Genomic DNA, 20774 nt, shown 5'->3' on the forward strand with positions numbered 1-20774 from the left:
CCTACGCCGCCTTGCCTGCGGGTACGCCCGCCACTGCGTCGGGACGCAGTTCCCGGCGCAATATCTTGCCCACGTTGCTCTTGGGCAGCTCATCGCGGAACTCCACATAGCGCGGACGCTTGTAGCCCGTGAGCTTTTCCCGGCACCAATCCTGGATCTGCGCCTCGGTCAGCGTCGGATCCCGCCGCACCACGAACACCTTGACGGCTTCGCCCGAATGCTCGTCCGGCACCCCGATCGCCGCGCACTCCAGCACGCCGGGATGCTGGGCCACGGCCGCCTCGACTTCGTTCGGATAGACCTTGAAGCCCGACACCGCAATCATGTCCTTCTTGCGGTCGACGATGCGTGTATAGCCCTGCTCGTCCATGATGCCGATATCGCCCGTGCGGAAATAGCCGTCGGCGGTCATGGAGTGGCGGGTTTCCTCGGGCTTCTGCCAGTATCCCAGCATGACCTGCGGTCCGCGGATGCCCACCTCGCCGCGTTCGCCCAGCGGCACTTCGCGGCCTTCGTCATCGAGGATGGCCACGTCGGTGGATGGCAGCGGCAGGCCGATGGAACCCGAATACGCGGTGGCGTTGGTGGGATTCACGGTCGCCACCGGCGAGGTCTCCGACAGGCCATAGCCTTCGATCAGCGGCCTGCCGGTGATCTTCAGCCAGCGTTCGGCAACCTGCTGCTGGACCGCCATGCCCCCGCCCAAGGTCAGCCGCAAGCCGGAGAAATCCAGGCGCGCGAAGTCTTCGTTGTGGGCCAGCGCGTTAAACAGCGTATTGACGCCGGGGAACACATTGATCGGCACCTTGCGCCATGCGTTGATGAGCGAAGGCTGGTCGCGCGGATTGATGATGAGCACATTGCGCATGCCCGCATGCAAGCCGTACAGCCCGCAAACGGTCATCGCGAACACGTGGTAGAGCGGCAGCGCGCTGATGATGGTGAGCTGCTGGTCCGCGAGGTCGTGCACCACCGGCTGCGCCACCGCTTCCGTCTGCAGCACGTTGGCCACCAGGTTGCGATGGGACAGCATCGCGCCCTTGGGCACGCCGGTGGTGCCGCCGGTGTATTGCAGCACCGCCACGTCGTCCATCGACAGCGCGGGCGGCGCAAAGCGCTGGCGCGCGCCGTCGCGCAGCACATCCGGCAGCATGCGGGCGCCATCGATCTGCCACGCGGGCACGATCTTCTTGACATAGCGCGCGGCCAGGTTGACCAGCGGCGCCTTCAGGCCGCCGAGCAGATCGCCCGGACCGGTCACGACGATATGCTTGAGCTGCCCGCGATCCGTGACGCGCTGCAAGGTGTGCGCAAAATTCTCCAGGATGACGATGGCCGACGCGCCGCTGTCCAGCAATTGGCGCTGCAGCTCTTCGGCGGTGTAGAGCGGATTCACGTTCACCACCACCAGCCCCGCGCGCAGCGTGCCCAGCATGCTGACCAGATAGGCGGGCACGTTGGGCATCATCAGTGCCACGCGCTCGCCCTTGGACAGGCCGACGCTTTGCAGCCAGCTGGCGAACGCCTGCGCGTGCGCATCGAGTTGCGCATAAGTGATGTTGCTGCCCATCGCGGTGCACGCGATGCGCGAGGCGTACTGCTTGCAGGCCCGGTCCAGCAAGTCAGTCAGGGAGGCATAACCGTCTGTCGATATCTCCGCCGGAACCCCCTGCGGATAATGGGCAAGCCACGGACGCGTCATGGTATTTGTCTCCATTAAATTGGTTTTTGATTGATGATACCCTTGTTGCGTTCCCTTTTTTCGCCCGAGAGCCCCATGAAACTGCTCGAACCCATCGTCGCGTGGCATCACGACATTTCCAAGATCCGACGCGACATCCACGCGCATCCCGAACTGGCGTTCGAGGAGTTCCGCACCGCCGATGTGGTGGCGGCGAAGCTTGAAGAATGGGGCATCGAAATCGACCGCGGCCTGGGCGGCACCGGCGTGGTCGGCATCATCCGCGGCAATCTGCCGGGCGACCGCGCCGTGGGCCTGCGCGCCGACATGGACGCGCTGCCCATGCAAGAAGCCAATACCTTCGAGCATGCCAGCACTAACGCCGGCAAGATGCACGCCTGCGGCCACGACGGCCACACGGCCATGCTGCTGGCCGCTGCGCAATATCTGTCGCAGCACCGCGATTTCGCCGGCACGGTCTACGTGATCTTCCAGCCCGCGGAAGAAGGCGGCGGCGGCGCCAAGCGCATGATCGACGACGGCCTGTTCAAGCGCTTCCCCATGGAAGCGGTATTCGGCATGCACAACTGGCCCGGCATGAAAGCCGGCCAGTTCGGCCTGACCGCCGGCCCCATCATGGCTTCCAGCAACGAGTTCTCCATCATCGTGAAGGGCAAGGGTACCCACGCCGGCATGCCCAACCTGGGCATCGATCCCGTCATGGCGGCCGTGCAGCTGGCGCAATCGCTGCAGACCATCATCACGCGCAACCGCAATCCGCTGGACGCGGCAGTGCTCAGCATCACGCAGATCCACGCCGGCAGCGCCGACAACGTCGTGCCCAACCACGCCGAATTGCGCGGCACGGTGCGCACCTTCACGCTGGACGTGCTGGACCTGATCGAACGCCGTATGGAAGAGATCGCGCGCCACACCTGCGCAGCGATGGACTGCGAAGTGCAGTTCACGTTCCAGCGCAACTATCCGCCGACCATCAACCACGCCGAGGAAGCCGCGTTCTGCGCCGACGTGCTGCGCGACATCGTGGGCGAGGCCAACGTCAACGATCACGTGCAGCCCACCATGGGCGCGGAAGACTTCGCCTTCATGCTGCAGGAACTGCCGGGCTGTTATGTGTGGATCGGCAACGGCACCGGCGAACATCGCGACAGCGGCCACGGCCTGGGCCCCTGCATGCTGCACAACGGCAGCTACGACTTCAACGACGAACTGCTGCCGCTGGGCGGCACATACTGGGTCCAGCTGGCGCTCAAGCGCCTGGCCAAGGACTGACCCTCAAACGCCGTCCGCCGCCCCGACCGCCAGGCACATCGCCAGGAAGCGTTCGGCGGCGCGGGCGGCCGCGTCCGCGTGCGGCACCAGGATGCTCAGGGTCCGCGTCAGCGGCTTGGGCAACAGGCGCAAGGCCGCCAGCGCGCCATCCTCATGGCGCATCGACATGACGGACACGAAGCCCACGCCCAGCCCGGCACGCACTGCCTGCTTCACGCCCTCCACGCCGGCCAGCTCCAGCCCCACGGACGGTGCCAGGCCCGCATCCGCAAACGCACGCTCCACCAGCCGGCGCACGCCCGAACCGGGTTCGCGCATGACCAGCGCTGAAGCCGCCAGATCGCGCAGCGTGACCGCCCCCTTGCCGGCCAGCGCGTGGTCCGCACGCACCACCGCCACCACTTCGTCCTGCCGCCAGGCATGCACGGCCGTGTCGGCGGGCAGTCCTGCGGGCACGTCGCCCTCGATGAACGCCAGGTCCAGGGCCGGCAGGCGCTCGACGATTTCGCGCGTGTTGCCGTCCGACAGATGCAGGCTGACCGCCGGGAAGGCCAGGCGGAAATCCGCCACCAGGCTGGGCAGCAGGTAGCTGGCGGGGGTGGTGCTGGCGCCCAGGCGCAGATCGCCGGTTTCCAGCCCGCGCCAGGATTCGCGCACCGCCTGGGCCTGCCGGTACACCTGGCGCAGCTGGCGCGCCTGCTCGGCCAGGCGCTCGCCGGCTTCGGTCAGCGCGATGCCGTGGCCGCTGCGGCGGTACAGGGGTTCGCCGAACCATTCCTGCAGCATCCGTAGCTGGCCGGAAACGGCAGGCTGGGACAGGTTCAGCAACTGCGCTGCGCGGCTGATATTGCCGGCGTCGGCCACGGCGGCGAAGGTAAGCAGCTGGTCAGGAGTCATGGTCGCTAAATTATCAGAATTCCTGATATTACATATCTGAAATAAAGATTTTTCAAATAGTAGGCGGGAAATTAATATTTCGTGAAGTTATTTAGATATGCCTCCGCCAAAAGGCCAGCCATGAGTACCTCTTCCAGCACCGCCGTCCCCCTGCCCGCCACCCCGGCTTCGCCCGCCGCCACTCCCGCCGCTACGCCGTGGCGGGACAAACTCAACGGCGTACTGTTCGTCGGCCTGATGGCCGCCGCGGTGATGCAGCTGGCGGACCTGCCCGCGATCCGCCAGTTGGGTTTCTCGCCGCTGGTCGTGGGCATCGTCTGCGGCATGCTCTACGGCAACTTCCTGCGCGGCACCATGCCCGCCGACTGGGGCGCGGGCGTGAACTTCACCGCGCGGCGCCTGCTGCGCATCGCCGTGGCCTTCTACGGCCTGAACATCAGCATCCAGCAGATCGCCGCCGTGGGCCTGCCCGGGCTGGCGGTTTCGGTGGCGGTAGTGGTGGGCACCCTGCTGCTGGGCACCGTGGTGGGCCAGCGCCTGTTGGGCCTGGACCGCGACACCGCCATGCTCACCGCCGCTGGCAGTGCCATCTGCGGCGCCGCCGCGGTGCTGGCCTTCGAGCCCACGCTGCGGGCCGCGCCGCACAAGAGCGCGGTGGCCGTGGCGACCGTAGTGCTGTTCGGCACCTTGTCCATGTTCCTGTACCCGGTGCTCTATCACGCGGGCTGGCTGAACCTCGACACCCAGGCCCTGGGCATCTATATCGGCGGCACCATCCATGAAGTGGCCCAGGTCGTCGGCGCAGCCAGCAATGTCGATCCCGCCACCACCGAAGTCGCCACCATCGTGAAGATGACCCGCGTGGCCCTGCTGGTGCCGGTCCTGCTGATCCTGGGCATGTATCTGCGCAGCGCGGCCTCGCATGCCGGCGGCCAGGGCAAAGGCGCCAAGCTGCCCATTCCCTGGTTCGCGGTGGGATTCCTGGTGCTGGCCATCATCAATTCGCTGAACATCATCCCCGCCGATGCCGTCGCCGCCATCCGCCGCCTGGACGTCTTCGCCCTGACCATGGCCATGACCGCCCTGGGCATCGAAACCCGCTTCGCCCAGATCCGCAAGGCCGGTCCCCGGGTGATGGCGCTGGGCCTGATCCTGTACCTCTGGCTGCTGGTCGGCGGCTACGGCATCGTCAAGCTGGCAGCCTGATCCCCGGCCCGCCGCGCCCAAGGCAGCGGCGGGCTTTGCGCATGCACGCCGCTGTCTCGTTTTTCCTGCATAATCGGCTGGTTCCCTAGCAGTGGAGTCGGCCGCATGACCTCCAGCACCAAAACCCCGTTTACGACTTTGCCCGCCGATCGCGACGCGGTATTGCGCGTCATGCCGATGCCGGCGGACGCGAATATCCACGGGGACGTCTTTGGCGGCTGGATCATGTCCCAGGTCGACATCGCCGGATCCATCCCCGCCGCGCGCCGCGCCGCCGGACGCGTGGCCACCGTGGCGGTCAACGCCTTCCAGTTCAAAGAACCGGTGTTCGTGGGCGACCTGCTCAGTTTCTACGCAGCCATCATCAAGACCGGCACGACGTCGGTCACGGTGTCCGTCGAGGTCTACGCGGAGCGCCAGCGGCTGGACGCCGAGATCGTCAAGGTCACCGAGGCCACGCTGACCTACGTCGCCACCGACGAAGCCCGCCGCCGCCGTCCCCTCCCCACTCTTTGAGCCGTAACGCATGACGCAGTCCGCCGCCGCGCAGAAACCGCCCGCGACGCCCCGCCGCCTCGACCCGGAAGACGCCCAACACGCCCTGGCGGAAGTGCAGGAACGCCTGCGCCGCCAGCAACTGGTTGCCGACCTGGTGCATCGCCAGGAGGAAGGCGACTCCAAGGCCTCGCTGGTCGAGGACCTGGTGCACCGCCAGCACGAGGCCGAACTCAAGACCCTGCTGGACGGATTGCATCCGGCCGACATCGCTTTCATCCTGGAGTCGCTGCCCAAGGACGAACGGCAAGCCATCTGGAAGCTGGTCAGCCCCGAGCACGACGCGGACGTGCTGCTGGAAGTCGAAGACTGGGTGCGGGAATCGCTGATCGAGGCGATGGACCGCCAGGACCTGGTTGCCGCCACCGGCAACATGGACGCCGACGAGCTGGCCGACCTGGCGCCCGACCTGCCGCCCGACGTGGTGGCCGAAGTCCAGAAGGGCCTGACCGAAGAGGAACGCGCACAGCTGCTGGAAGCCATGGGCTATCCGGAAGACAGCGTGGGCGCGATCATGGACTTCGAGATGGTCCGGGTGCGCGAGGACGTCACGCTGGAAGTGGTGCTGCGCTACCTGCGCCGGCTGCACGAACTGCCCGACCACACCGACCAGATCTTCGTGGTGGACCGCCAGGACAAGCTGCAGGGCATCCTGCCGCTGTCCAAGCTGCTGGTCAGCGAGCCCGAAACCGAAGTGCGCGCCGTCATGAACTCGGACTTCCTGGCGCTCAACCCCCTGGACTCCGATGCTGACGCCGCCGGCGCCTTCGAACGCTACGACCTGGTCTCCGCGCCGGTCATGGACGACCAGGGCCGCCTGATCGGCCGCGTGACCATCGCCGACGTGGTGGACGTGATGCGCGAAGACTCGCAGGAGCAGGCGCTATCGCGCGCCGGTCTGCAGGAAGAGGATATCTTCGCGCCGGTGTCCACCGCCCTGCGCAACCGCGCCCCCTGGCTGCTGTTCAACCTCTGTACCGCCGCCACGGCATCCTTCGTGGCCTCCCAGTTCGAAGGCACGGTCAGCCAGATCGTCATTCTGGCGTTCCTGATGTCCATCGTGGCCGGCATCGGCGGCAACTCTGGCAACCAGACCATGACTCTGATCATCCGGGCCCTGGCCATGGGGCGCATCACGGGCCGCAACCTGTGGCAGCTGGTCAAGCGCGAACTCTTCGTCACCCTGATGGTGGGCCTGTGCGGCAGCCTGGTGGCGGCCCTGTTCGCCTGGGTCATCTCGCACTCGGTGTCGATCGCGCTGGTGATGATGGCCGCCATGGTCTGCAACATGCTGGTCGGCGCGTCGGTCGGCGTGCTGGTGCCGATGGTGCGCGCCCGCTTCGGCAAGGATCCTGCGATGGGTTCTTCCGTGCTCCTGACCTTCGCCACCGATTCGCTGGGCTTCTTCATCTTTCTGGGCCTGGCCACGATTTTCCTGCTGTAGTTCGCATACAACAGCAGGAAAAATCCGCTTCCCTCTGGCGACGCCCGCTTGACAGCTAGCTGACAGGGTGAAAGACGACTGTTCCATTACAGTAATGGGATTGTCATCTCCCCCTTTTCAGCGCCCACAATGACCGCAAGATTCCGGGCGGCAATCCTTTGCCTGCTGCTCGCCACCTTCGCCGCCACCGCCCAAGCCTGTGACAGCATGCCCTCATGGGCCAAGTCCGCCTGCAACCGCCTGGACCAGATCTGGACCGAAGGCGGCAATGACCTGTACTTCACCGGTTATTCCTGGCACAACCGGGCCACCTACAGCAAAGAGAAGATCGACAGCTTCAACGAACTGGCCTGGGGCGGCGGCTACGGCCGCAGCATCTACGACGAAGATGGCGACTGGCAAGGCCTGTACGCCATGGCCTTCCTGGATTCGCACAGCAAGATCGAGCCCATCGCGGGCTACGGCTTCCTGAAGATCGGACGCGTCAGCGAAAACGTCCGTCTGGGCGCGGGCTACACCGTCTTCCTGACGGCGCGCCACGACATCATGAGCTATGTGCCGTTTCCCGGCATCCTGCCGCTGGTGAGCGCCAGCTATAAGGACACGATGCTCTACGCGACCTACATCCCGGGGTCAGCTGGCGCGGGCAACGTGCTGTTCATGTTCGGCCGCTGGCACTTCTGACGCACCCCAGGCCTCAGAAGACCTGCCCCAGCCTGCGCACCAGATCGCCCAGGCGCCAATCGTCGATGCCATGCGCGCGCAAGGCTCTCTCGGTTTCCACGACATAGTCCAGGCACGGCCCCGAATGCCCCACGGCATTGCGCACCGACGCCAGCAGACGGTCGTCGCTCAGGCCGGCCGCGTATTCCTGGCAGGCCCGGTTCAGCAGGAACACCAGCCCGCGCACCGGCGCGGCTTCGGTATGGCAGGTGAGCCAGCGCGGCGTGTAGGCGCCAGTGACCATTTCCCGGCGCCACAGCGCCTGGAACACCGCAGGCACGTCGCAGGCGGCAATCTGGAAGGCGACGCCGCGGCAGCAGCCGCCGCGGTCCAGGCCAAACACCAGGCCAGGATTGTCGGGCGAGCCGCGATGGTCGTGCGACCACAGGCACAGGGACCGGTGGTAGCCGCGCACAGTCGCCAGCCGCCGTTCGCGCCAGGTGAAACCGGGATGCCATATCAGGGAGCCGTAGGCGAACACCCACAGGTCGTCGACGCCGTTCCAGCCGCCCAGCAGGTCATCCACCGAAAGCGCGCGCCGCGAATTTTCCGTACCGGCGCAGCCGGCGGGTACTGCCAACGACATAGGGTCCTCTGATATCCCGATTTGTCCCATGATGGGAGTGGGGAGTATCCTACGCCGTAGCCCGCGCAAAAGAATTGCGTGATGGGGGCCGGCCGGCAGGCCGAATGGAATTTGCATCCCCGCCGCCCCCTGCCATGGAAAAAAAATTGCGCGCGGCCGCCTATACCGCGTCCAGCGGCAATTCCGTGGTGCTTTTGATGACTTCCATCGAGAAGCTGGCGCTGACGTCCAGCAGGTCCACGGCGGCGATCAGACGCCGGTAGAAGCGGTCATAGGCCGCCATGTCCTCGACCACGACTTTGAGCAGGTAATCGACGTCGCCCGCCATGCGGTGGAACTCCACCACGTTGGGCAAGGCCATCACGGCATTGATCAGGCTCTGCGTCCATTTCTCGTTGTGCTGGCTGGTCTTGATGGAGACGAAGACCGTCAGGTTCAGGCCCAGCGCGCAGGGATCCAGCAAGATGGCGTTGCGGGCGATGACGCCGTCATCCTTCAGCTTCTGGATGCGGCGCCAGCAAGGGGTGACGGACAGATGCACCTGCTCGGCAATCTCGGCGACCGAACAGGTGGCGTCCTTCTGCAGCAAGGCCAGTATCTTGATGTCCGTCTGGTCCATGGGTTTCCTTGGCTGGATCGGCCCCAATGTTGCCTGTTCCGCCTGCCCGCGTCCAGCCTGCGCCCCCCCCGGGGCGCCGGACTTCAGTAGGTCCCGGGGTAGCCGCCGCCGTCGATCAGGATGTTCTGGGCGGTCATGTAGCCGGCCTGCGCGGAACAGACATAGGCGCACAGGGCGCCCAGCTCCTCGGGCTGGCCATAGCGGCCAGCCGGGTTGGCGCGTCCGCGCTCGTCCCAGAGCTGTTCGAAGCTCTTCCCGCCGGATTGCTCCAGCATGCCTTGTATGTGCCTGACCTGCGCATCCGTGGCGAAGGCGCCAGGCAGCAGGTTGTTGATGGTGACGTTGTGGCGCACGGTCTGCCGCGCCAGACCGCTGACGAAGCCGATCAGGCCCGAACGCGCGCCGTTGGACAGGCCCAGCTCGGCGTGCGGCGCCTTCACGCTGCGCGAGACGATGTTCACGATGCGCCCGAAGCGCCGTTCGATCATCCCGTCCACGACCCGCCGGATCATGTCGATGGGCCCCAGCATCATGCTGTCCAGCGCGGCGATCCAGTCGTCGTGGCTCCAGTTGCGGAAATCGCCCGGCAGCGGGCCGTCCGCATTGTTGACCAGGATGTCCGGATGGGGACAGGCGGCCATGGCCGCATCCCGCCCGTGCGCCTGCGTCAGGTCGGCCGACACCCAGCCGACTCCTATCCCGGTCTCATGCGATATCTCGGCCGCGGCCTGCTCCAGCGTGGCCGGGTTACGTGCGGCGATCGTCACCGCCACGCCCTCGCGCGCCAGTTGCAGGGCGCAGGCCCGGCCCATGCCGCGGCTGCCGCCGAATACCAGTGCCGTCTTGCCGCTGATCCCCAGATCCATGCCTGACTCCCCTGTCATTGCGCTGCCCGGCGCAGCTTTGCGCCAACGCGGACCAGTATAGGAGCGCGCAGCTGCCGGGCGGAATGGAATTTTTTTCCAATCTGCGGCCCTGGCGCGCCGAATTTGGCAAAGGCATTCCAGCGCAAGCTCCTACCATGGAAGCTCTGCCCGGAGGCCTGCCATGTCTTCCATCCAACTCGCCGGCGGCGACCTGCAATCGCTCTGCGCATCGGTGCAGTCCGCCCAATTGAACGCCGCGCGCGCCCTGCTGCGCGACCTGGCCGCCAGCGTCGCCAACGCCGGCGACATGCTGCAGAACCTGCCCGCGGAACTCCGCGGTGGACGGGCCGAGTCCTACAGCCGCCATATCGCCTACGCCGACCCGCATGGCGCCTTTACGATGGCCTACCTTATCTGGCGTCCGGGACAGTTCAGCCCGGTGCATGGCCACAAGACCTGGTGCACCTACCAGGTGCTACAGGGCAAACTCACCGAAACCCACTACCGCTGGGATCAGGAATCCGCCATCGCCCAGGCCTGCGGCACGGTGATCCGCCGCCCTGGCGACATCGTCACCGCGACGCAAGGCCTGCGCCAGATCCACCGTCTGGGCAATGCCGGCCCGGACATCGCCGTATCGCTGCACATCTACGGCGTGGCCCGGGACGACCTCTGCACCGGCGTCAACCACCTGGTCGACAGCGTCAACCCATCCACTGGCTGACCGGCGCGGCCGCGTCCTGCAAGGGCTGCGCCACCACGTCGATCAGCGCCGGGCCGTCATGCTCCATCGCAGCCTTGATGGCGGCATCCAGCTTGGACGGATCCTCGACTCGCCAGGCCTTCACGCCATAAGCCTCGGCGATGCGGGCATGGTCGGTGCGGTTGAAGTCCACGCTGTAGTAGCGCTTGTCGTAGCCCGCCTTCTGGCTGGCCTTGATCCAGCCATAGACGGAGTTCGAGAACACCACCATCAGCAGCGGCGCCTTGTGCCGCACGATGGTTTCCAGTTCGCCCACCGTGAAGCCGAAGCTGCCGTCGCCCATCACCGACACGCACTTGGACTGCGGCCGGCCCACCCAGGCGCCCAGGGCGGCCGACATGGAGAAGCCCAGCGCACCGTGGGCGCGGTTGGTGATGAAGTGCCGGCCGGGGCGCGACACGTCGTAATAGGCGGAAAAATACGGGCAAGGCGTGCCGGGGTCGGCGCAGACCACCGCGTCGTCGGGCAGCAGGCGGTTCAAGGACTGCACCACGCGCTCGGGGCGGATGGGCGCGTCCAGGCTGTGGGCCAGCGGCTCCAGCTGCGCGCGGCGCGCCTCCTTGGCGCGGCCGGCCAGCACCGCGCCGTCGGCGGCGTCGGACGGACGGTGCGCCAGGCGCGCAGCCACCTCCACGCCCAGGGCTTCCAGCGCCAGCTTGGCGTCGCCCACCATGCCGACCTCGGTCAGGTAATTGGCGCCGATCACCATGGGATCGATGTCGATGTGCAGGATGGGCACGTCGCGGTTGGGGAAGCGCCAGTGCTCGGTCGAGGTGGAGCCCGCGCGGCAGCCGACGAACAGCACCACGTCGGCCGCGGCCACCACGTCGCGCGTCGCCATCACGCCGCCGTTGGAGCCGACCACGCCCGCATTCAGGGGATGGGTGTCGGCCAGGCTACCCTGCCCGCTCACGGTCACGCAGACCGCGGCCTTGAGCGATTCAGCCAGCTCCTGCAAGGCGCCGCTGGCGCCGGCGATGACCACGCCGCCGCCGCAGATGATCACCGGCGCCCGCGCGCTGACCAGCCGCTGCGCGGCGCGCGCGACGTCCAGGGGATCCGGCGCGTAGCGCATGGACGGGAAACGCCCGTGCTCGGGCTGGGCCCAGACATCGGACGCGTCCACCTGCTGCTTCATCACGTCGTACGGAAAGCACAGATGGGCCGCGCCAGGCTTGCCGGTGGTCATGGCGCGGAAGGCCGCGCGCACCATGCCGGGAATCTGGTCCGCGCGGTCGATGGTACGGTTCCACTTGGTCAGTGGACGGTACAAGGCTTCCTGGTCCAGCTCGGTCAGCGGGTACTTGCCGCGCGAGCCCACCGCCACGTCCGAGGTAATGCCAAGGACCGGAATGGACGATTCGTTGGCCTCCACCAGCCCGGGCAGCAGATAGGTCGCGCCGCCGCCGCTGGGGCCTTCGCACACGCCGACCTTGCCGGTCACGCGGGCATAGGCATCCGCCATGTAGCCGGCGCTGCGCTCGTCGCGCGTCAGGATGTGCTGCATGCCGTGGTCCAGACGGTACAGCGCGTCGTAGAACGGCAGGCTGGTGTCGCCGCACAGGCCGAATATGTGCTTGACGCCGTTGTGCTGCAGCATGCGCACCATGGCTTCGGCGCCGGTCATGTTTTCCATGTCATCTCCACTTGTGTTGCACGCGTCGCGGCCGGGCGCCTCAGCGCCAGGCCGCGAGCCGTTCAGTTGTCCAGATTGATGTTGCTGCTCTTGATGAAGGCGCTCCACCGGTCGTATTCCGACTTCACGTAGGCATCCAGCGCCGGGCCGTCGGAGGCCACGATCTCAAAGCCCGCGTCGGTCACTTTCTTGCGGATTTCCGGGTCGGCCAGTACGGCCTTGAAGTCGGCCGTCAGCTTTTTGACGGTCGCTTCCGGCGTGCCCTTGGGCGCGAACATGCCGCTCCAGGAATAGGCGACAAAGCCGGGGAAGCCGGATTCCGCCACGGTCGGCACGTTGGGCAGATCCGGCAGGCGCTTGTCGCCCGCCACCGCCAGCGGCTTGATCTTGCCGGCCTGGATCTGGCCGCGCAGCGCCGCGAAGCTCAGCCAGGTCATGCTGGCCTGGCCTCCCACCACCGCCTGGATGGCCGGTCCGCCGCCGCCGTACGGCACGTGCAGCAACTCCACCTTCGACAAGCGCTTGAGCTCTTCGGGCGCCAGATGGTTCAGCGAACCCACGCCGGTGGATGCGTAGTTGAACTTGTTGGGCGGCTGCTTGGCGGCTGCGGCCAGGAACTCCTTCAGGTTGTCCCCCGGCACGCCGGGATTGGCGCCCAGCACCAACGGGAAGCGCACGGTCTGCGAAATGGCGACGAAGTCCTTGAATGTGTCGTAGGGCAGCTTGGGCTTCACGGCGGGGTTGATGCCGTGGTTGTCGAAGCTGACCAGCAGCGTGTTGCCGTCGGGTTCGGCGCGCGCCACAAAAGCCGTGGCGATCTGGCTGGCCGCCCCCGGCCGGTTCTCGACCACGACCGCGCGGCCGCCCAATTGCTGAGACAGGCGTGGCTGCAGGATGCGCGCCAGGATGTCGGTGCTGCCTCCGGGCGGATACGGCACGACCAGCACCAGCGGCCGCTCTTCGGCCGCGGCCGGTGCGGCAACGAAAGCCCCCGCCGTAGCGGACAGCATGCATAGCGCAGCCAGTCCGCGCTTTATCCCGTGATTCATAGCTTTTCCCCTGCTTGTATGGTGTTGGCCGGCGCTGCCGTGGCGGGTTCGGCCTGGTCCCGCATGTAAATCGTGGAAAAACCCGTACGTATGACGTCGGTGATCTGGTCCAGGCGGCGGCCGATATGCGCGCTCATCAGTGCCGGCAAAGCGTCGATGTCACGCCGCTCCAGCGCCTCGACGATGCGCAGATGCTCGCCCTGGGTATGACTGCGGCGCCCTTGCAGCATGTCGATCCAGCGCACGAAATGGATGCGGGCGTTGACGCTTTCCAGCGCGCGCACGAACTCCTCGTTGCGCGAATAGCGCGCCAGCGTCAGGTGAAAGGCCTCATCGAGTTCCAGCAGGCGGGTGGCGTCGCTGTCCTCGGGCACGTCGCGCGAACGCTCGACGAATTCCCGCAGGCTTGCCAGCTCCTGGTCGGTGGCGCGCTCGCAGGCCGCGCGCACGATGCCCGCCTCCAACACTGCGCGGTATTCGTAAAGGCTGTGGATCTGCTTGGCGTCGAGCAGGCGGGCGATGAAGCCCCGGTTGACCGAGCGGGTCAGGAAACCTTCGACCATCAGCTGGTTCAGCACCTCGCGCAGCGGCGTGCGGCTGACGTTCAGCCTGCGGGCCAGCTCGACCTCGTTGATGCGCTCACCTGGCTTGAATTCGAAGCGCACGGCCATCGCCTTGACCGCGCCATACAGCTCGGCCTGTGCTTCCTTGGTGCGCGCTGCAGGCCGGATTGCGACTGAGGGTTGCGTCATGCCGGATCACCTGGTCGGTTGGATCGTCGGGAATGAACTGCATACTAAAGTGCATACACTTTACCCAACAACCCCGGGTTTCCCCGGAAGCGGGCTCTTGCCAGCCGCGCTCACCATGCCTTTCGGGACAAAAAAAAGCCCGCAACGCGGACGTTGCGGGCGATTTTGTCCTTGTCAGCGGCATCTGCCGCCTGGCGCTTACAGGCCGGTATCCAGCGTGTAATGCGCGCCGTCCTTGTTTTCCAGAGTCAGCGTCGACAGCGTAGGCCCCGCCGCTGCGGCATCCTGGCTCACATGGATGCGCAGGTTGGCCAGCGGCACATCCCAGCCACCGCTGGCGGCTTCGGCCTGCACGCCGGCCACCAGCGCCAGGCGCTCGGCGACCGCGCGCGCATCGGGCGCGCGGGCATCGATGCGCAGCAAGCTGCGCGCGCCGTTGGGATGCGCCATGAGTTCGGGCGACCACACGCATTCGGGCGTCAGATGGCGACAGAAATACATGCGGATGCCGGGCAAGGGCTGCTCGGCGAAACGCACGGTGTGGAAACGGGCCTGGACTTCCTGGCCGTCCAGCATGGCGGGACGGCTCAGTTCCTGGACGGGATTGACGGCAAAACCTGCCGCCAGCAGGCGCTCGCGGGTGGCTTCGGCGTCATGGGTGCGGAACACCAGCGCCTCCAGCCCGAACGGGGAATCAGCGATTTCCTTGCGCTCCGGCGGCGCGCCGGGCGGCCAGCCCAGCAATTCGACGTACGTGCCTTCCAGCACGATCAGGCGGTTGCACGACCCCAGGTTGTGCACCGCCTTGTCGCTCAGGTGAAAACCCTGGCGCTCGAAATGCGGGGCCAGCGCATCCAGCCGGTCGCGCACCATGACCACGGCATGGTCGAATTCAGTGCGGCCGACGGAATGCAGCATCATGGCTCCTGGATCAGACGAGCTTGCCGTGGCACTGCTTGTACTTCTTGCCGCTGCCGCAAGGGCACGGGTCGTTGCGGCCGACCTTGGGCAAGGCATTGCGCACGGGCTGCGCACCGCTTTCCGGTTCAGACTGGGCCAGCGCTTCGTCGTAGTCGGAATGGTGGTATTGCACGTTCTGCACGTGCGGCTGCGCCGCTTCGGCTTCGGCCTGTTCGACCTGCTCCTGCGACTGCACGCGCACCGTCATCAGCACCCGGACCACGTCGTCGCGGATGCGATCCAGCATGCCCGAGAACAGCTCGAAGGCTTCGCGCTTGTATTCCTGCTTGGGGTTCTTCTGCGCATAACCGCGCAGATGGATGCCCTGACGCAGGTAGTCCAGCGCCGACAGGTGTTCGCGCCAGTGCGTGTCGATCGCCTGCAGCATGATCGAACGCTCGAACTGCGACCACGATTCCGTGCCCACCTGGTCGACCTTGGCCTGATAGGCCTCGCGCGCGGCGCTCACCACGCGTTCGCGCAGGTCGTCGTCGGTCAGGTTGGTTTCCTTTTCCAGCATTTCCGTCAGCGGCAGCTGCACATGCCAGTCAGCCTCCAGCGCCTTCTGCAGCGCCGGCACATCCCACTGTTCTTCCACCGATTCCGGCGGCACGTAGGTGTTGAACATCTCGGTCACGGCGGCGTCGCGCAGGTTCTGCACGGTGGCGCCCACGCTGGCGGCTTCCAGCACGTCATTGCGCTGCGAATACAGCACCTTGCGCTGGTCGTTGGCGACGTCGTCGTATTCCAGCAATTGCTTGCGGATGTCGAAGTTGCGGCCTTCCACCTTGCGTTGCGCAGTCTCGATCGAACGCGTCACCATGCCGGCCTCGATGGGTTCGCCCTCGGGCAGCTTCAGGCGTTCCATGATGGCGCGCACGCGGTCGCCCGCGAAGATGCGCATCAGCGAGTCTTCCAGCGACAGGTAGAAGCGCGACGAGCCCGGATCGCCCTGGCGGCCCGCACGGCCGCGCAACTGGTTGTCGATACGGCGCGATTCGTGGCGTTCGGTGCCGATGATGCGCAGGCCGCCGGCGGCCTTGACCTGCTCGTTCAGCGGCTTCCATTCGGCGCGCACCTTTTCGATGCGGGCGCTCTTCTCGGCATCGGACAGCGATTCGTCGGCGCGGATCAGGTCGACCTGCTTGTCGACGCTGCCGCCCAGCACGATGTCGGTGCCGCGGCCCGCCATGTTGGTGGCGATGGTGATGTGGCCAGGCTTGCCGGCCTCGGCGACGATCTCGGCTTCACGGGCGTGCTGCTTGGCGTTCAGCACTTCGTGCGGCAGCTTGGCTTTCTTCAGCAGGCCCGACAGCAGCTCGGAGTTCTCGATGCTGGTGGTACCCACCAGCACCGGCTGGCCGCGTTCGTGGCAGTCGCGGATGTCTTCGAGGATGGCGTTGTACTTTTCGCCGTCGGTCTTGAAGACCTGGTCGTTCTGGTCCTTGCGGACCATGGGCTTGTTGGTCGGGATGATGACCGTTTCAAGCCCGTAGATTTCCTGGAATTCGTAGGCTTCCGTGTCGGCCGTGCCGGTCATGCCGGACAGCTTTTCGTACATGCGGAAGTAATTCTGGAACGTGATCGACGCCAGCGTCTGGTTCTCGTGCTGGATCTTCACGCCTTCCTTGGCCTCGACCGCCTGGTGCAGGCCGTCGGACCAGCGGCGGCCCACCATCAGGCGGCCGGTGAATTCGTCGACGATGACCACTTCGCCGTCCTGCACCACGTACTGCTGGTCGCGGAAGAACAGCGTGTTGGCGCGCAGCGCCACCATCAGGTGGTGCATCAGCGCGATATGGCGCGGGTCGTACAGCGATTCGCCTTCCGGCAGGATGCCCAGGCGCGACAGGATGCCTTCGGCGTTTTCGTGCCCGGCTTCGGACAGGTAGACCTGCTGGCTCTTTTCGTCGACCCAGTAGTCGCCTTCGGGTTCCGGCTCCTGCGGCTTCGGCTCATGCGCCATGCGCTTGAGCAGCGGCGGCACCGCGTTCATGCGGACGTAGAGTTCGGTATGGTCTTCGGCCTGGCCGGAGATGATCAGCGGGGTACGGGCTTCGTCGATCAGGATCGAGTCCACTTCGTCGACGATGGCGTAGAACAAGCCGCGCTGGCGACGGTCTTCAACACGGTATTCCATGTTGTCGCGCAGGTAGTCGAAGCCGAACTCGTTATTGGTGCCGTAGGTGATGTCGGCCTGGTAGGCCGCCTTCTTTTCCTCGTTGGGCTGCTGCGGCACCACCACGCCCGTGCTCAGGCCCAGGAAGTGGTACAGGCGCCCCATCCATTCGGCGTCGCGGCGCGCCAGGTAGTCGTTCACCGTGACCACGTGCACGCCCTTGCCGGCGATCGCGTTCAGGTAGACCGGCAGCGTTGCCATCAGGGTCTTGCCTTCGCCCGTGCGCATTTCGGCGATCTTGCCGCTGTGCAGGGCGATGCCGCCCAGCATCTGCACGTCGAAGTGGCGCATGCCGAACACCCGCTTGCCGGCTTCGCGGACAACCGCGAAGGCTTCGGGCAGCAGATCGTCCAGGGACGTACCCTGGGCGTGACGGGACCGGAATTCCTCGGTTTTGGCCGCCAGCTCCGCGTCGGAAAGCGCGGAGATCTTGGGTTCGAGCCCATTGATCTGGGTTACCAGCTTGCGATACTGCTTAAGCAGCCGGTCGTTGCGGCTGCCTATGAGTTTTTTGAGCAGAGAAACCATGCGTATGTCGGCCGCACGAGCCACGCCGCGCCCACGAAAGGCCGGAGCAGCGTCACCCGTGACTTGATGTTATTGGTTGAGCGGGGGTCCGCTGGAAAACGAACCAGTTTAACGCACATGGAGCGCAATAGCCTGAACCTATGGCCAGGGTAGCGCTGCCGGCCGGTTTGACCGGCGCGGGCCGCCCAGGTTCACTGGGCGGCGTGAGCCACCGTGGAAGGCGGTGCGGTCTGGTGCGGCCCCAGGAACAGGCGCGGGTCCAGCGGCTGCCCCGCCAGACGGACTTCGAAGTGCAAATGCGGCCCCGTGGAACGGCCGGAGCTGCCCACGCGGGCCACTTGCTGGCCGCGTTCGACGAGCTGCCCCTGCTTCACCATCAGGGAGGAAGCGTGGGCGTAGCGGGTGATCAGGCCGTCGCCATGATCGATCTCGACCATGTTGCCGTAGCCCGGCTGGAACTTGGACTCCAGCACCACGCCACCCGAGGCCGCCAGGATGGGCGTACCCGGAGGCGCGGCGAAATCCAGGCCTTCGTGCATGGCGCTGCGGCCGGTCACGGGGTTGCGGCGCCAGCCATACGACGAACTGAGGTAGGGATAATCGGTGATCGGCATCGCGGTCGGCATGCGCGCCTGGTCCGCCGACCGCTTGGTCAGCGCCGCGTCCAGCAGTTTCAGATTGTCGGACTGCTGGGCCAGCCTGGCCTGGATCTCGTCGAGCTGGCGGCCCAGCGCCTCGGCCGAGGCCGCGCTGGGCGGCGGGTGGTCGGTGAACAGATCGTCCATGACCTGGGTGGCTTCGGGCTGGGTCAGCGCCTCGGGTTGCGCCACGGCCAGCTGCTTGGCCAATTCGGGGTCGGTATAGGCCACGCCGGCCACCTTGGCCACGCGCTGGCCCAAGCCGTCGATGCTTACCAGCTTGGCCTGCAACGCACCGACCTTGGCGGCCAGCAGATTCATGTTGCCCCGCAGGAAATCGGCATCGCGCCCGGGTTGGCCCGCCAGGGGCCAGCCCACGGCATGTACGGCCGGCAGGATCGGAGTAAGGTATCGTTGTAATGCGGCGCCAAAGATGGCGGCCGTGATCAAGGCGCCCCCCAGAAACAGCGCGAGGCGCGCGCCGCCCAGGGTGAAATGCCCGTCCTGCCCGTCGCGGGCGTGCATAATCACGATTTTCAAGGTTTGCTTCCTAATTCTTAGAGCCGGGATGAATAGACCCACTTCATACCGTCAACGTTCCAGTTCCAGCCGGCGGAAAGAAGATACCGCCCTGGGATGGCTGGGTCATGACATGCGGGGCGCCGGAGTTCTGGCGACCGCCCGCAAGCACCTGCAAATTCAGTACGCGGTGGCGGCGGTTCTGCCCGCCCCGCTGGGCGCCGTATGCCAGGTGGGCAAGCTGGAAAACCAGTGCCTCCACCTGGTGGTGCCGAGTGCCGCGCATGCGGCCAAGATGCGTCAATTGGCACCGCGCATCGCGCGGTCCCTGGCAGACCAAGGCTGGAACCTTAACGAAATCGCCGTCAAGGTACAAGCGGGTTTGCCCAAGCCCGGCGCCCGTCAGCCGCGCCCTCCCAAAGAGGCGCAACCGCTGGGCAATACCGCCCTGGGCGCGTTCGAGACACTGCACGGCAACCTGCGGCCCGGTCCTCTGGCCGACGCGGTCGCCAAGCTCTTGAAGCATCACAAGAGTAGCTGAAGCCGGCAGGGTTGTCCTTGATCCGGCGCACCCGGAAACGAAGCGAAACCAAGTTCTCGGACGGATCGATACTATGGTTTACCGCCGGTTTGCGCCTTAAGCGCTAGGGGATTACGACCGCAGCCATCCGTCGGGAACCGCACCGGGGAATTACCGCGAACGATCAGGAATCAAGCAAGAACCCCGTCGCGCAAGATGATAGCGCGGGCGCCGCGGAGCCGGCTTTACCGGTCCGCCAGCACCGCCCCTCAGGGGGCCCGCGTCAGGGGGTTGGGGTTGGGGATGGGCCTGGCCTTGCCGCTCAGGCCAGCTTCCACTCGTGGCGGAACGCCTGCGGCGCCTCCGCCTGCGATTCGTAGGTGATCAGTTCCCAGGCATCGCGCTGCTCCAGCAGCGCGCGGGCCAGCTGGTTGTTCAGGCCGTGGCCCGACTTGCACGCGACATAGCGCGCCACCAGGGGCTTGCCCAGCAGATACAGGTCGCCGATGGCGTCCAGGATCTTGTGTTTTACAAATTCGTCGTCGTAGCGCAGACCGTCGCTGTTGAGCACGCGGTACTCGTCCATGACGATGGCGTTGTCCAGGCTGCCGCCGCGGGCCAGGCCCATGGAGCGCAAGGCCTCGACTTCGTTGACGAAACCGAAGGTGCGCGCGCGGGCGATTTCACGCACGTACGAATGCGTGGCGAAATCGATCTCGGCGAAATTGGCCGTGGAGTCGATGGCGGGGTGGCGGAAATCAATCGAAAACGCCAGCGCATAGCCTTCGTGCGGTTCCAGCCGGGCCCACTTCTCGTTGCGGCCTTCGCCTTCGCGCACTTCCACCGGCTTCAGGACGCGGATGAATTGCTTGGGCGCGTTCTGTTCGACGATGCCTGCCGAGCGCAGCAGGTAGACAAACGTGGCCGCACTGCCGTCCATGATGGGGACTTCTTCGGCAGTGAGGTCGATATGCAGGTTGTCGATGCCCAAGCCGGCCAGCGCCGACATCAGGTGTTCCACCGTCGACACGCGGACATTGCCTTGCTGCAGCACCGATGCCATGCGCGTGTCGCCCACGCCCGTGGCCTGCGCGGGCAGGTCCACGACCTGCGGCAGGTCGACGCGGTGGAAAACGATGCCCGTATTCGGTTGTGCCGGGCGCAAGGTGAGCTCGACCCGCCGTCCAGAGTGGACGCCGACGCCTGTCGTGCGGACGAGATTTTGAATGCTGCGCTGTCGGAACATGAGACTTGGGTGTTTTGAGCCAGGAAGCCGGCAAGAAGACGAGCAGATTGCCGGCGTAACTGACGTATTGTAACTCTGTCCGATCCCTGGCGCCATTTGGCGTCCGGACCGACC

At 66.0% G+C, this 20774-nt stretch carries 19 protein-coding genes; 7 read left to right on the top strand and 12 right to left on the bottom strand.

All coding sequences use genetic code 11. The features are described from left to right. Position 1: 1 nt before the first annotated feature. Positions 2-1702 (bottom strand): AMP-binding protein, encoded by a 1701-nt coding sequence (locus HV766_RS27190; protein ID WP_054457581.1) that lies wholly within the window; start codon positions 1700-1702, stop codon positions 2-4. A gap of 75 nt (positions 1703-1777) precedes the next feature. On the opposite strand from HV766_RS27190, the gene HV766_RS27195 reads away from it, so the two are divergent. After that, positions 1778-2974, top strand: coding sequence for a M20 aminoacylase family protein (locus tag HV766_RS27195; RefSeq protein ID WP_054457582.1), 1197 nt, complete (start codon positions 1778-1780; stop codon positions 2972-2974). A gap of 3 nt (positions 2975-2977) precedes the next feature. Here the strand turns inward: HV766_RS27195 and HV766_RS27200 are convergent, their stop codons facing one another. Further along, complete coding sequence (locus HV766_RS27200; RefSeq protein WP_054457583.1) at positions 2978-3871, bottom strand: LysR family transcriptional regulator; 894 nt, start codon at positions 3869-3871, stop codon at positions 2978-2980. A 120-nt stretch (positions 3872-3991) separates the two neighbouring features. On the opposite strand from HV766_RS27200, the gene HV766_RS27205 reads away from it, so the two are divergent. The 4 genes from HV766_RS27205 (at position 3992) to pagP (ending at position 7760) form a co-directional block, all read left to right on the top strand. After that, positions 3992-5077, top strand: coding sequence for a YeiH family protein (locus HV766_RS27205; RefSeq protein ID WP_054457584.1), 1086 nt, complete (start codon positions 3992-3994; stop codon positions 5075-5077). Positions 5078-5182: 105 nt separating this feature from the next. After that, positions 5183-5593: an acyl-CoA thioesterase gene (locus HV766_RS27210; protein ID WP_054457585.1), complete on the top strand. Its 411-nt coding sequence runs from the start codon at positions 5183-5185 to the stop codon at positions 5591-5593. Between the two features lie 10 nt (positions 5594-5603). After that, complete coding sequence (gene mgtE / locus HV766_RS27215; protein ID WP_175182176.1) at positions 5604-7076, top strand: magnesium transporter; 1473 nt, start codon at positions 5604-5606, stop codon at positions 7074-7076. Positions 7077-7205: 129 nt separating this feature from the next. Next, on the top strand, positions 7206-7760 hold the full coding sequence (pagP, locus tag HV766_RS27220; protein ID WP_054457587.1) for a lipid IV(A) palmitoyltransferase PagP: 555 nt from the start codon (positions 7206-7208) through the stop codon (positions 7758-7760). Between the two features lie 13 nt (positions 7761-7773). On the opposite strand, the gene HV766_RS27225 is transcribed toward pagP, so the two are convergent. The 3 genes from HV766_RS27225 to HV766_RS27235 form a co-directional block, all read right to left on the bottom strand. Continuing rightward, positions 7774-8385: a gamma-glutamylcyclotransferase gene (locus HV766_RS27225; protein ID WP_054457588.1), complete on the bottom strand. Its 612-nt coding sequence runs from the start codon at positions 8383-8385 to the stop codon at positions 7774-7776. 160 nt (positions 8386-8545) lie between these two features. Then, entirely contained in the window at positions 8546-9004 is a 459-nt protein-coding gene (locus HV766_RS27230; protein ID WP_042796425.1) for an Lrp/AsnC family transcriptional regulator, read from the bottom strand. 83 nt (positions 9005-9087) lie between these two features. After that, positions 9088-9870 carry an SDR family oxidoreductase gene (locus tag HV766_RS27235; RefSeq protein ID WP_054457590.1) on the bottom strand — a complete coding sequence of 261 codons (783 nt, stop codon included), beginning with the start codon at positions 9868-9870 and terminating at the stop codon, positions 9088-9090. 181 nt (positions 9871-10051) lie between these two features. Here HV766_RS27235 and HV766_RS27240 point away from each other — a divergent pair, with 181 nt between their 5' ends. Continuing rightward, entirely contained in the window at positions 10052-10594 is a 543-nt protein-coding gene (locus HV766_RS27240; protein WP_175182177.1) for a cysteine dioxygenase family protein, read from the top strand. On the opposite strand, the gene HV766_RS27245 is transcribed toward HV766_RS27240, so the two are convergent. The 6 genes from HV766_RS27245 to HV766_RS27270 all read right to left on the bottom strand — a co-directional run bounded on the left by HV766_RS27245 (position 10575) and on the right by HV766_RS27270 (position 18900). Continuing rightward, positions 10575-12269, bottom strand: coding sequence for a thiamine pyrophosphate-binding protein (locus tag HV766_RS27245; protein WP_082401227.1), 1695 nt, complete (start codon positions 12267-12269; stop codon positions 10575-10577). The genes HV766_RS27240 and HV766_RS27245 overlap by 20 nt on opposite strands. Positions 12270-12331: 62 nt before the next feature. Beyond that, positions 12332-13318, bottom strand: coding sequence for a tripartite tricarboxylate transporter substrate binding protein (locus tag HV766_RS27250; protein ID WP_054457592.1), 987 nt, complete (start codon positions 13316-13318; stop codon positions 12332-12334). Then, the gene (locus HV766_RS27255) at positions 13315-14070 is read right to left on the bottom strand and encodes a GntR family transcriptional regulator (RefSeq protein ID WP_054457593.1); all 756 of its coding nucleotides are present in this window, start codon (positions 14068-14070) and stop codon (positions 13315-13317) included. Before HV766_RS27255 ends, HV766_RS27250 begins: the two co-directional genes overlap by 4 nt. Positions 14071-14268: 198 nt before the next feature. Continuing rightward, entirely contained in the window at positions 14269-14988 is a 720-nt protein-coding gene (locus HV766_RS27260; RefSeq protein WP_175182184.1) for a VOC family protein, read from the bottom strand. Between the two features lie 13 nt (positions 14989-15001). Then, positions 15002-17737 carry a preprotein translocase subunit SecA gene (secA, locus tag HV766_RS27265; protein ID WP_175182178.1) on the bottom strand — a complete coding sequence of 912 codons (2736 nt, stop codon included), beginning with the start codon at positions 17735-17737 and terminating at the stop codon, positions 15002-15004. Between the two features lie 191 nt (positions 17738-17928). Further along, on the bottom strand, positions 17929-18900 hold the full coding sequence (locus tag HV766_RS27270) for a M23 family metallopeptidase (RefSeq protein WP_054457596.1): 972 nt from the start codon (positions 18898-18900) through the stop codon (positions 17929-17931). 127 nt (positions 18901-19027) lie between these two features. Between HV766_RS27270 and HV766_RS27275 the strand changes: the two genes are divergently transcribed. Beyond that, the gene (locus tag HV766_RS27275) at positions 19028-19435 is read left to right on the top strand and encodes a DciA family protein (protein ID WP_082401228.1); all 408 of its coding nucleotides are present in this window, start codon (positions 19028-19030) and stop codon (positions 19433-19435) included. Positions 19436-19736: 301 nt separating this feature from the next. Here the strand turns inward: HV766_RS27275 and lpxC are convergent, their stop codons facing one another. Then, positions 19737-20660: a UDP-3-O-acyl-N-acetylglucosamine deacetylase gene (gene lpxC / locus HV766_RS27280; RefSeq protein ID WP_008160097.1), complete on the bottom strand. Its 924-nt coding sequence runs from the start codon at positions 20658-20660 to the stop codon at positions 19737-19739. Between the last annotated feature and the right edge of the window lie 114 nt (positions 20661-20774).

The sequence above is a fragment of the Achromobacter aegrifaciens genome, from assembly GCF_902859735.1.
GTDB lineage: Bacteria > Pseudomonadota > Gammaproteobacteria > Burkholderiales > Burkholderiaceae_B > Achromobacter > Achromobacter aegrifaciens.

Excerpts from the sequence above, each read along its gene's own strand:
- HV766_RS27190 (WP_054457581.1), bottom strand. The coding sequence starts at position 1,702 with ATGACGCGTCCGTGGCTTGCCCATTATCCGCAGGGGGTTCCGGCGGAG.
- HV766_RS27195 (WP_054457582.1), top strand. The coding sequence starts at position 1,778 with ATGAAACTGCTCGAACCCATCGTCGCGTGGCATCACGACATTTCCAAG.
- HV766_RS27200 (WP_054457583.1), bottom strand. The coding sequence starts at position 3,871 with ATGACTCCTGACCAGCTGCTTACCTTCGCCGCCGTGGCCGACGCCGGC.
- HV766_RS27205 (WP_054457584.1), top strand. The coding sequence starts at position 3,992 with ATGAGTACCTCTTCCAGCACCGCCGTCCCCCTGCCCGCCACCCCGGCT.
- HV766_RS27210 (WP_054457585.1), top strand. The coding sequence starts at position 5,183 with ATGACCTCCAGCACCAAAACCCCGTTTACGACTTTGCCCGCCGATCGC.
- mgtE (WP_175182176.1), top strand. The coding sequence starts at position 5,604 with ATGACGCAGTCCGCCGCCGCGCAGAAACCGCCCGCGACGCCCCGCCGC.
- pagP (WP_054457587.1), top strand. The coding sequence starts at position 7,206 with ATGACCGCAAGATTCCGGGCGGCAATCCTTTGCCTGCTGCTCGCCACC.
- HV766_RS27225 (WP_054457588.1), bottom strand. The coding sequence starts at position 8,385 with ATGTCGTTGGCAGTACCCGCCGGCTGCGCCGGTACGGAAAATTCGCGG.
- HV766_RS27230 (WP_042796425.1), bottom strand. The coding sequence starts at position 9,004 with ATGGACCAGACGGACATCAAGATACTGGCCTTGCTGCAGAAGGACGCC.
- HV766_RS27235 (WP_054457590.1), bottom strand. The coding sequence starts at position 9,870 with ATGGATCTGGGGATCAGCGGCAAGACGGCACTGGTATTCGGCGGCAGC.
- HV766_RS27240 (WP_175182177.1), top strand. The coding sequence starts at position 10,052 with ATGTCTTCCATCCAACTCGCCGGCGGCGACCTGCAATCGCTCTGCGCA.
- HV766_RS27245 (WP_082401227.1), bottom strand. The coding sequence starts at position 12,269 with ATGGAAAACATGACCGGCGCCGAAGCCATGGTGCGCATGCTGCAGCAC.
- HV766_RS27250 (WP_054457592.1), bottom strand. The coding sequence starts at position 13,318 with ATGAATCACGGGATAAAGCGCGGACTGGCTGCGCTATGCATGCTGTCC.
- HV766_RS27255 (WP_054457593.1), bottom strand. The coding sequence starts at position 14,070 with ATGACGCAACCCTCAGTCGCAATCCGGCCTGCAGCGCGCACCAAGGAA.
- HV766_RS27260 (WP_175182184.1), bottom strand. The coding sequence starts at position 14,988 with ATGCTGCATTCCGTCGGCCGCACTGAATTCGACCATGCCGTGGTCATG.
- secA (WP_175182178.1), bottom strand. The coding sequence starts at position 17,737 with ATGGTTTCTCTGCTCAAAAAACTCATAGGCAGCCGCAACGACCGGCTG.
- HV766_RS27270 (WP_054457596.1), bottom strand. The coding sequence starts at position 18,900 with ATGCACGCCCGCGACGGGCAGGACGGGCATTTCACCCTGGGCGGCGCG.
- HV766_RS27275 (WP_082401228.1), top strand. The coding sequence starts at position 19,028 with ATGCGGGGCGCCGGAGTTCTGGCGACCGCCCGCAAGCACCTGCAAATT.
- lpxC (WP_008160097.1), bottom strand. The coding sequence starts at position 20,660 with ATGTTCCGACAGCGCAGCATTCAAAATCTCGTCCGCACGACAGGCGTC.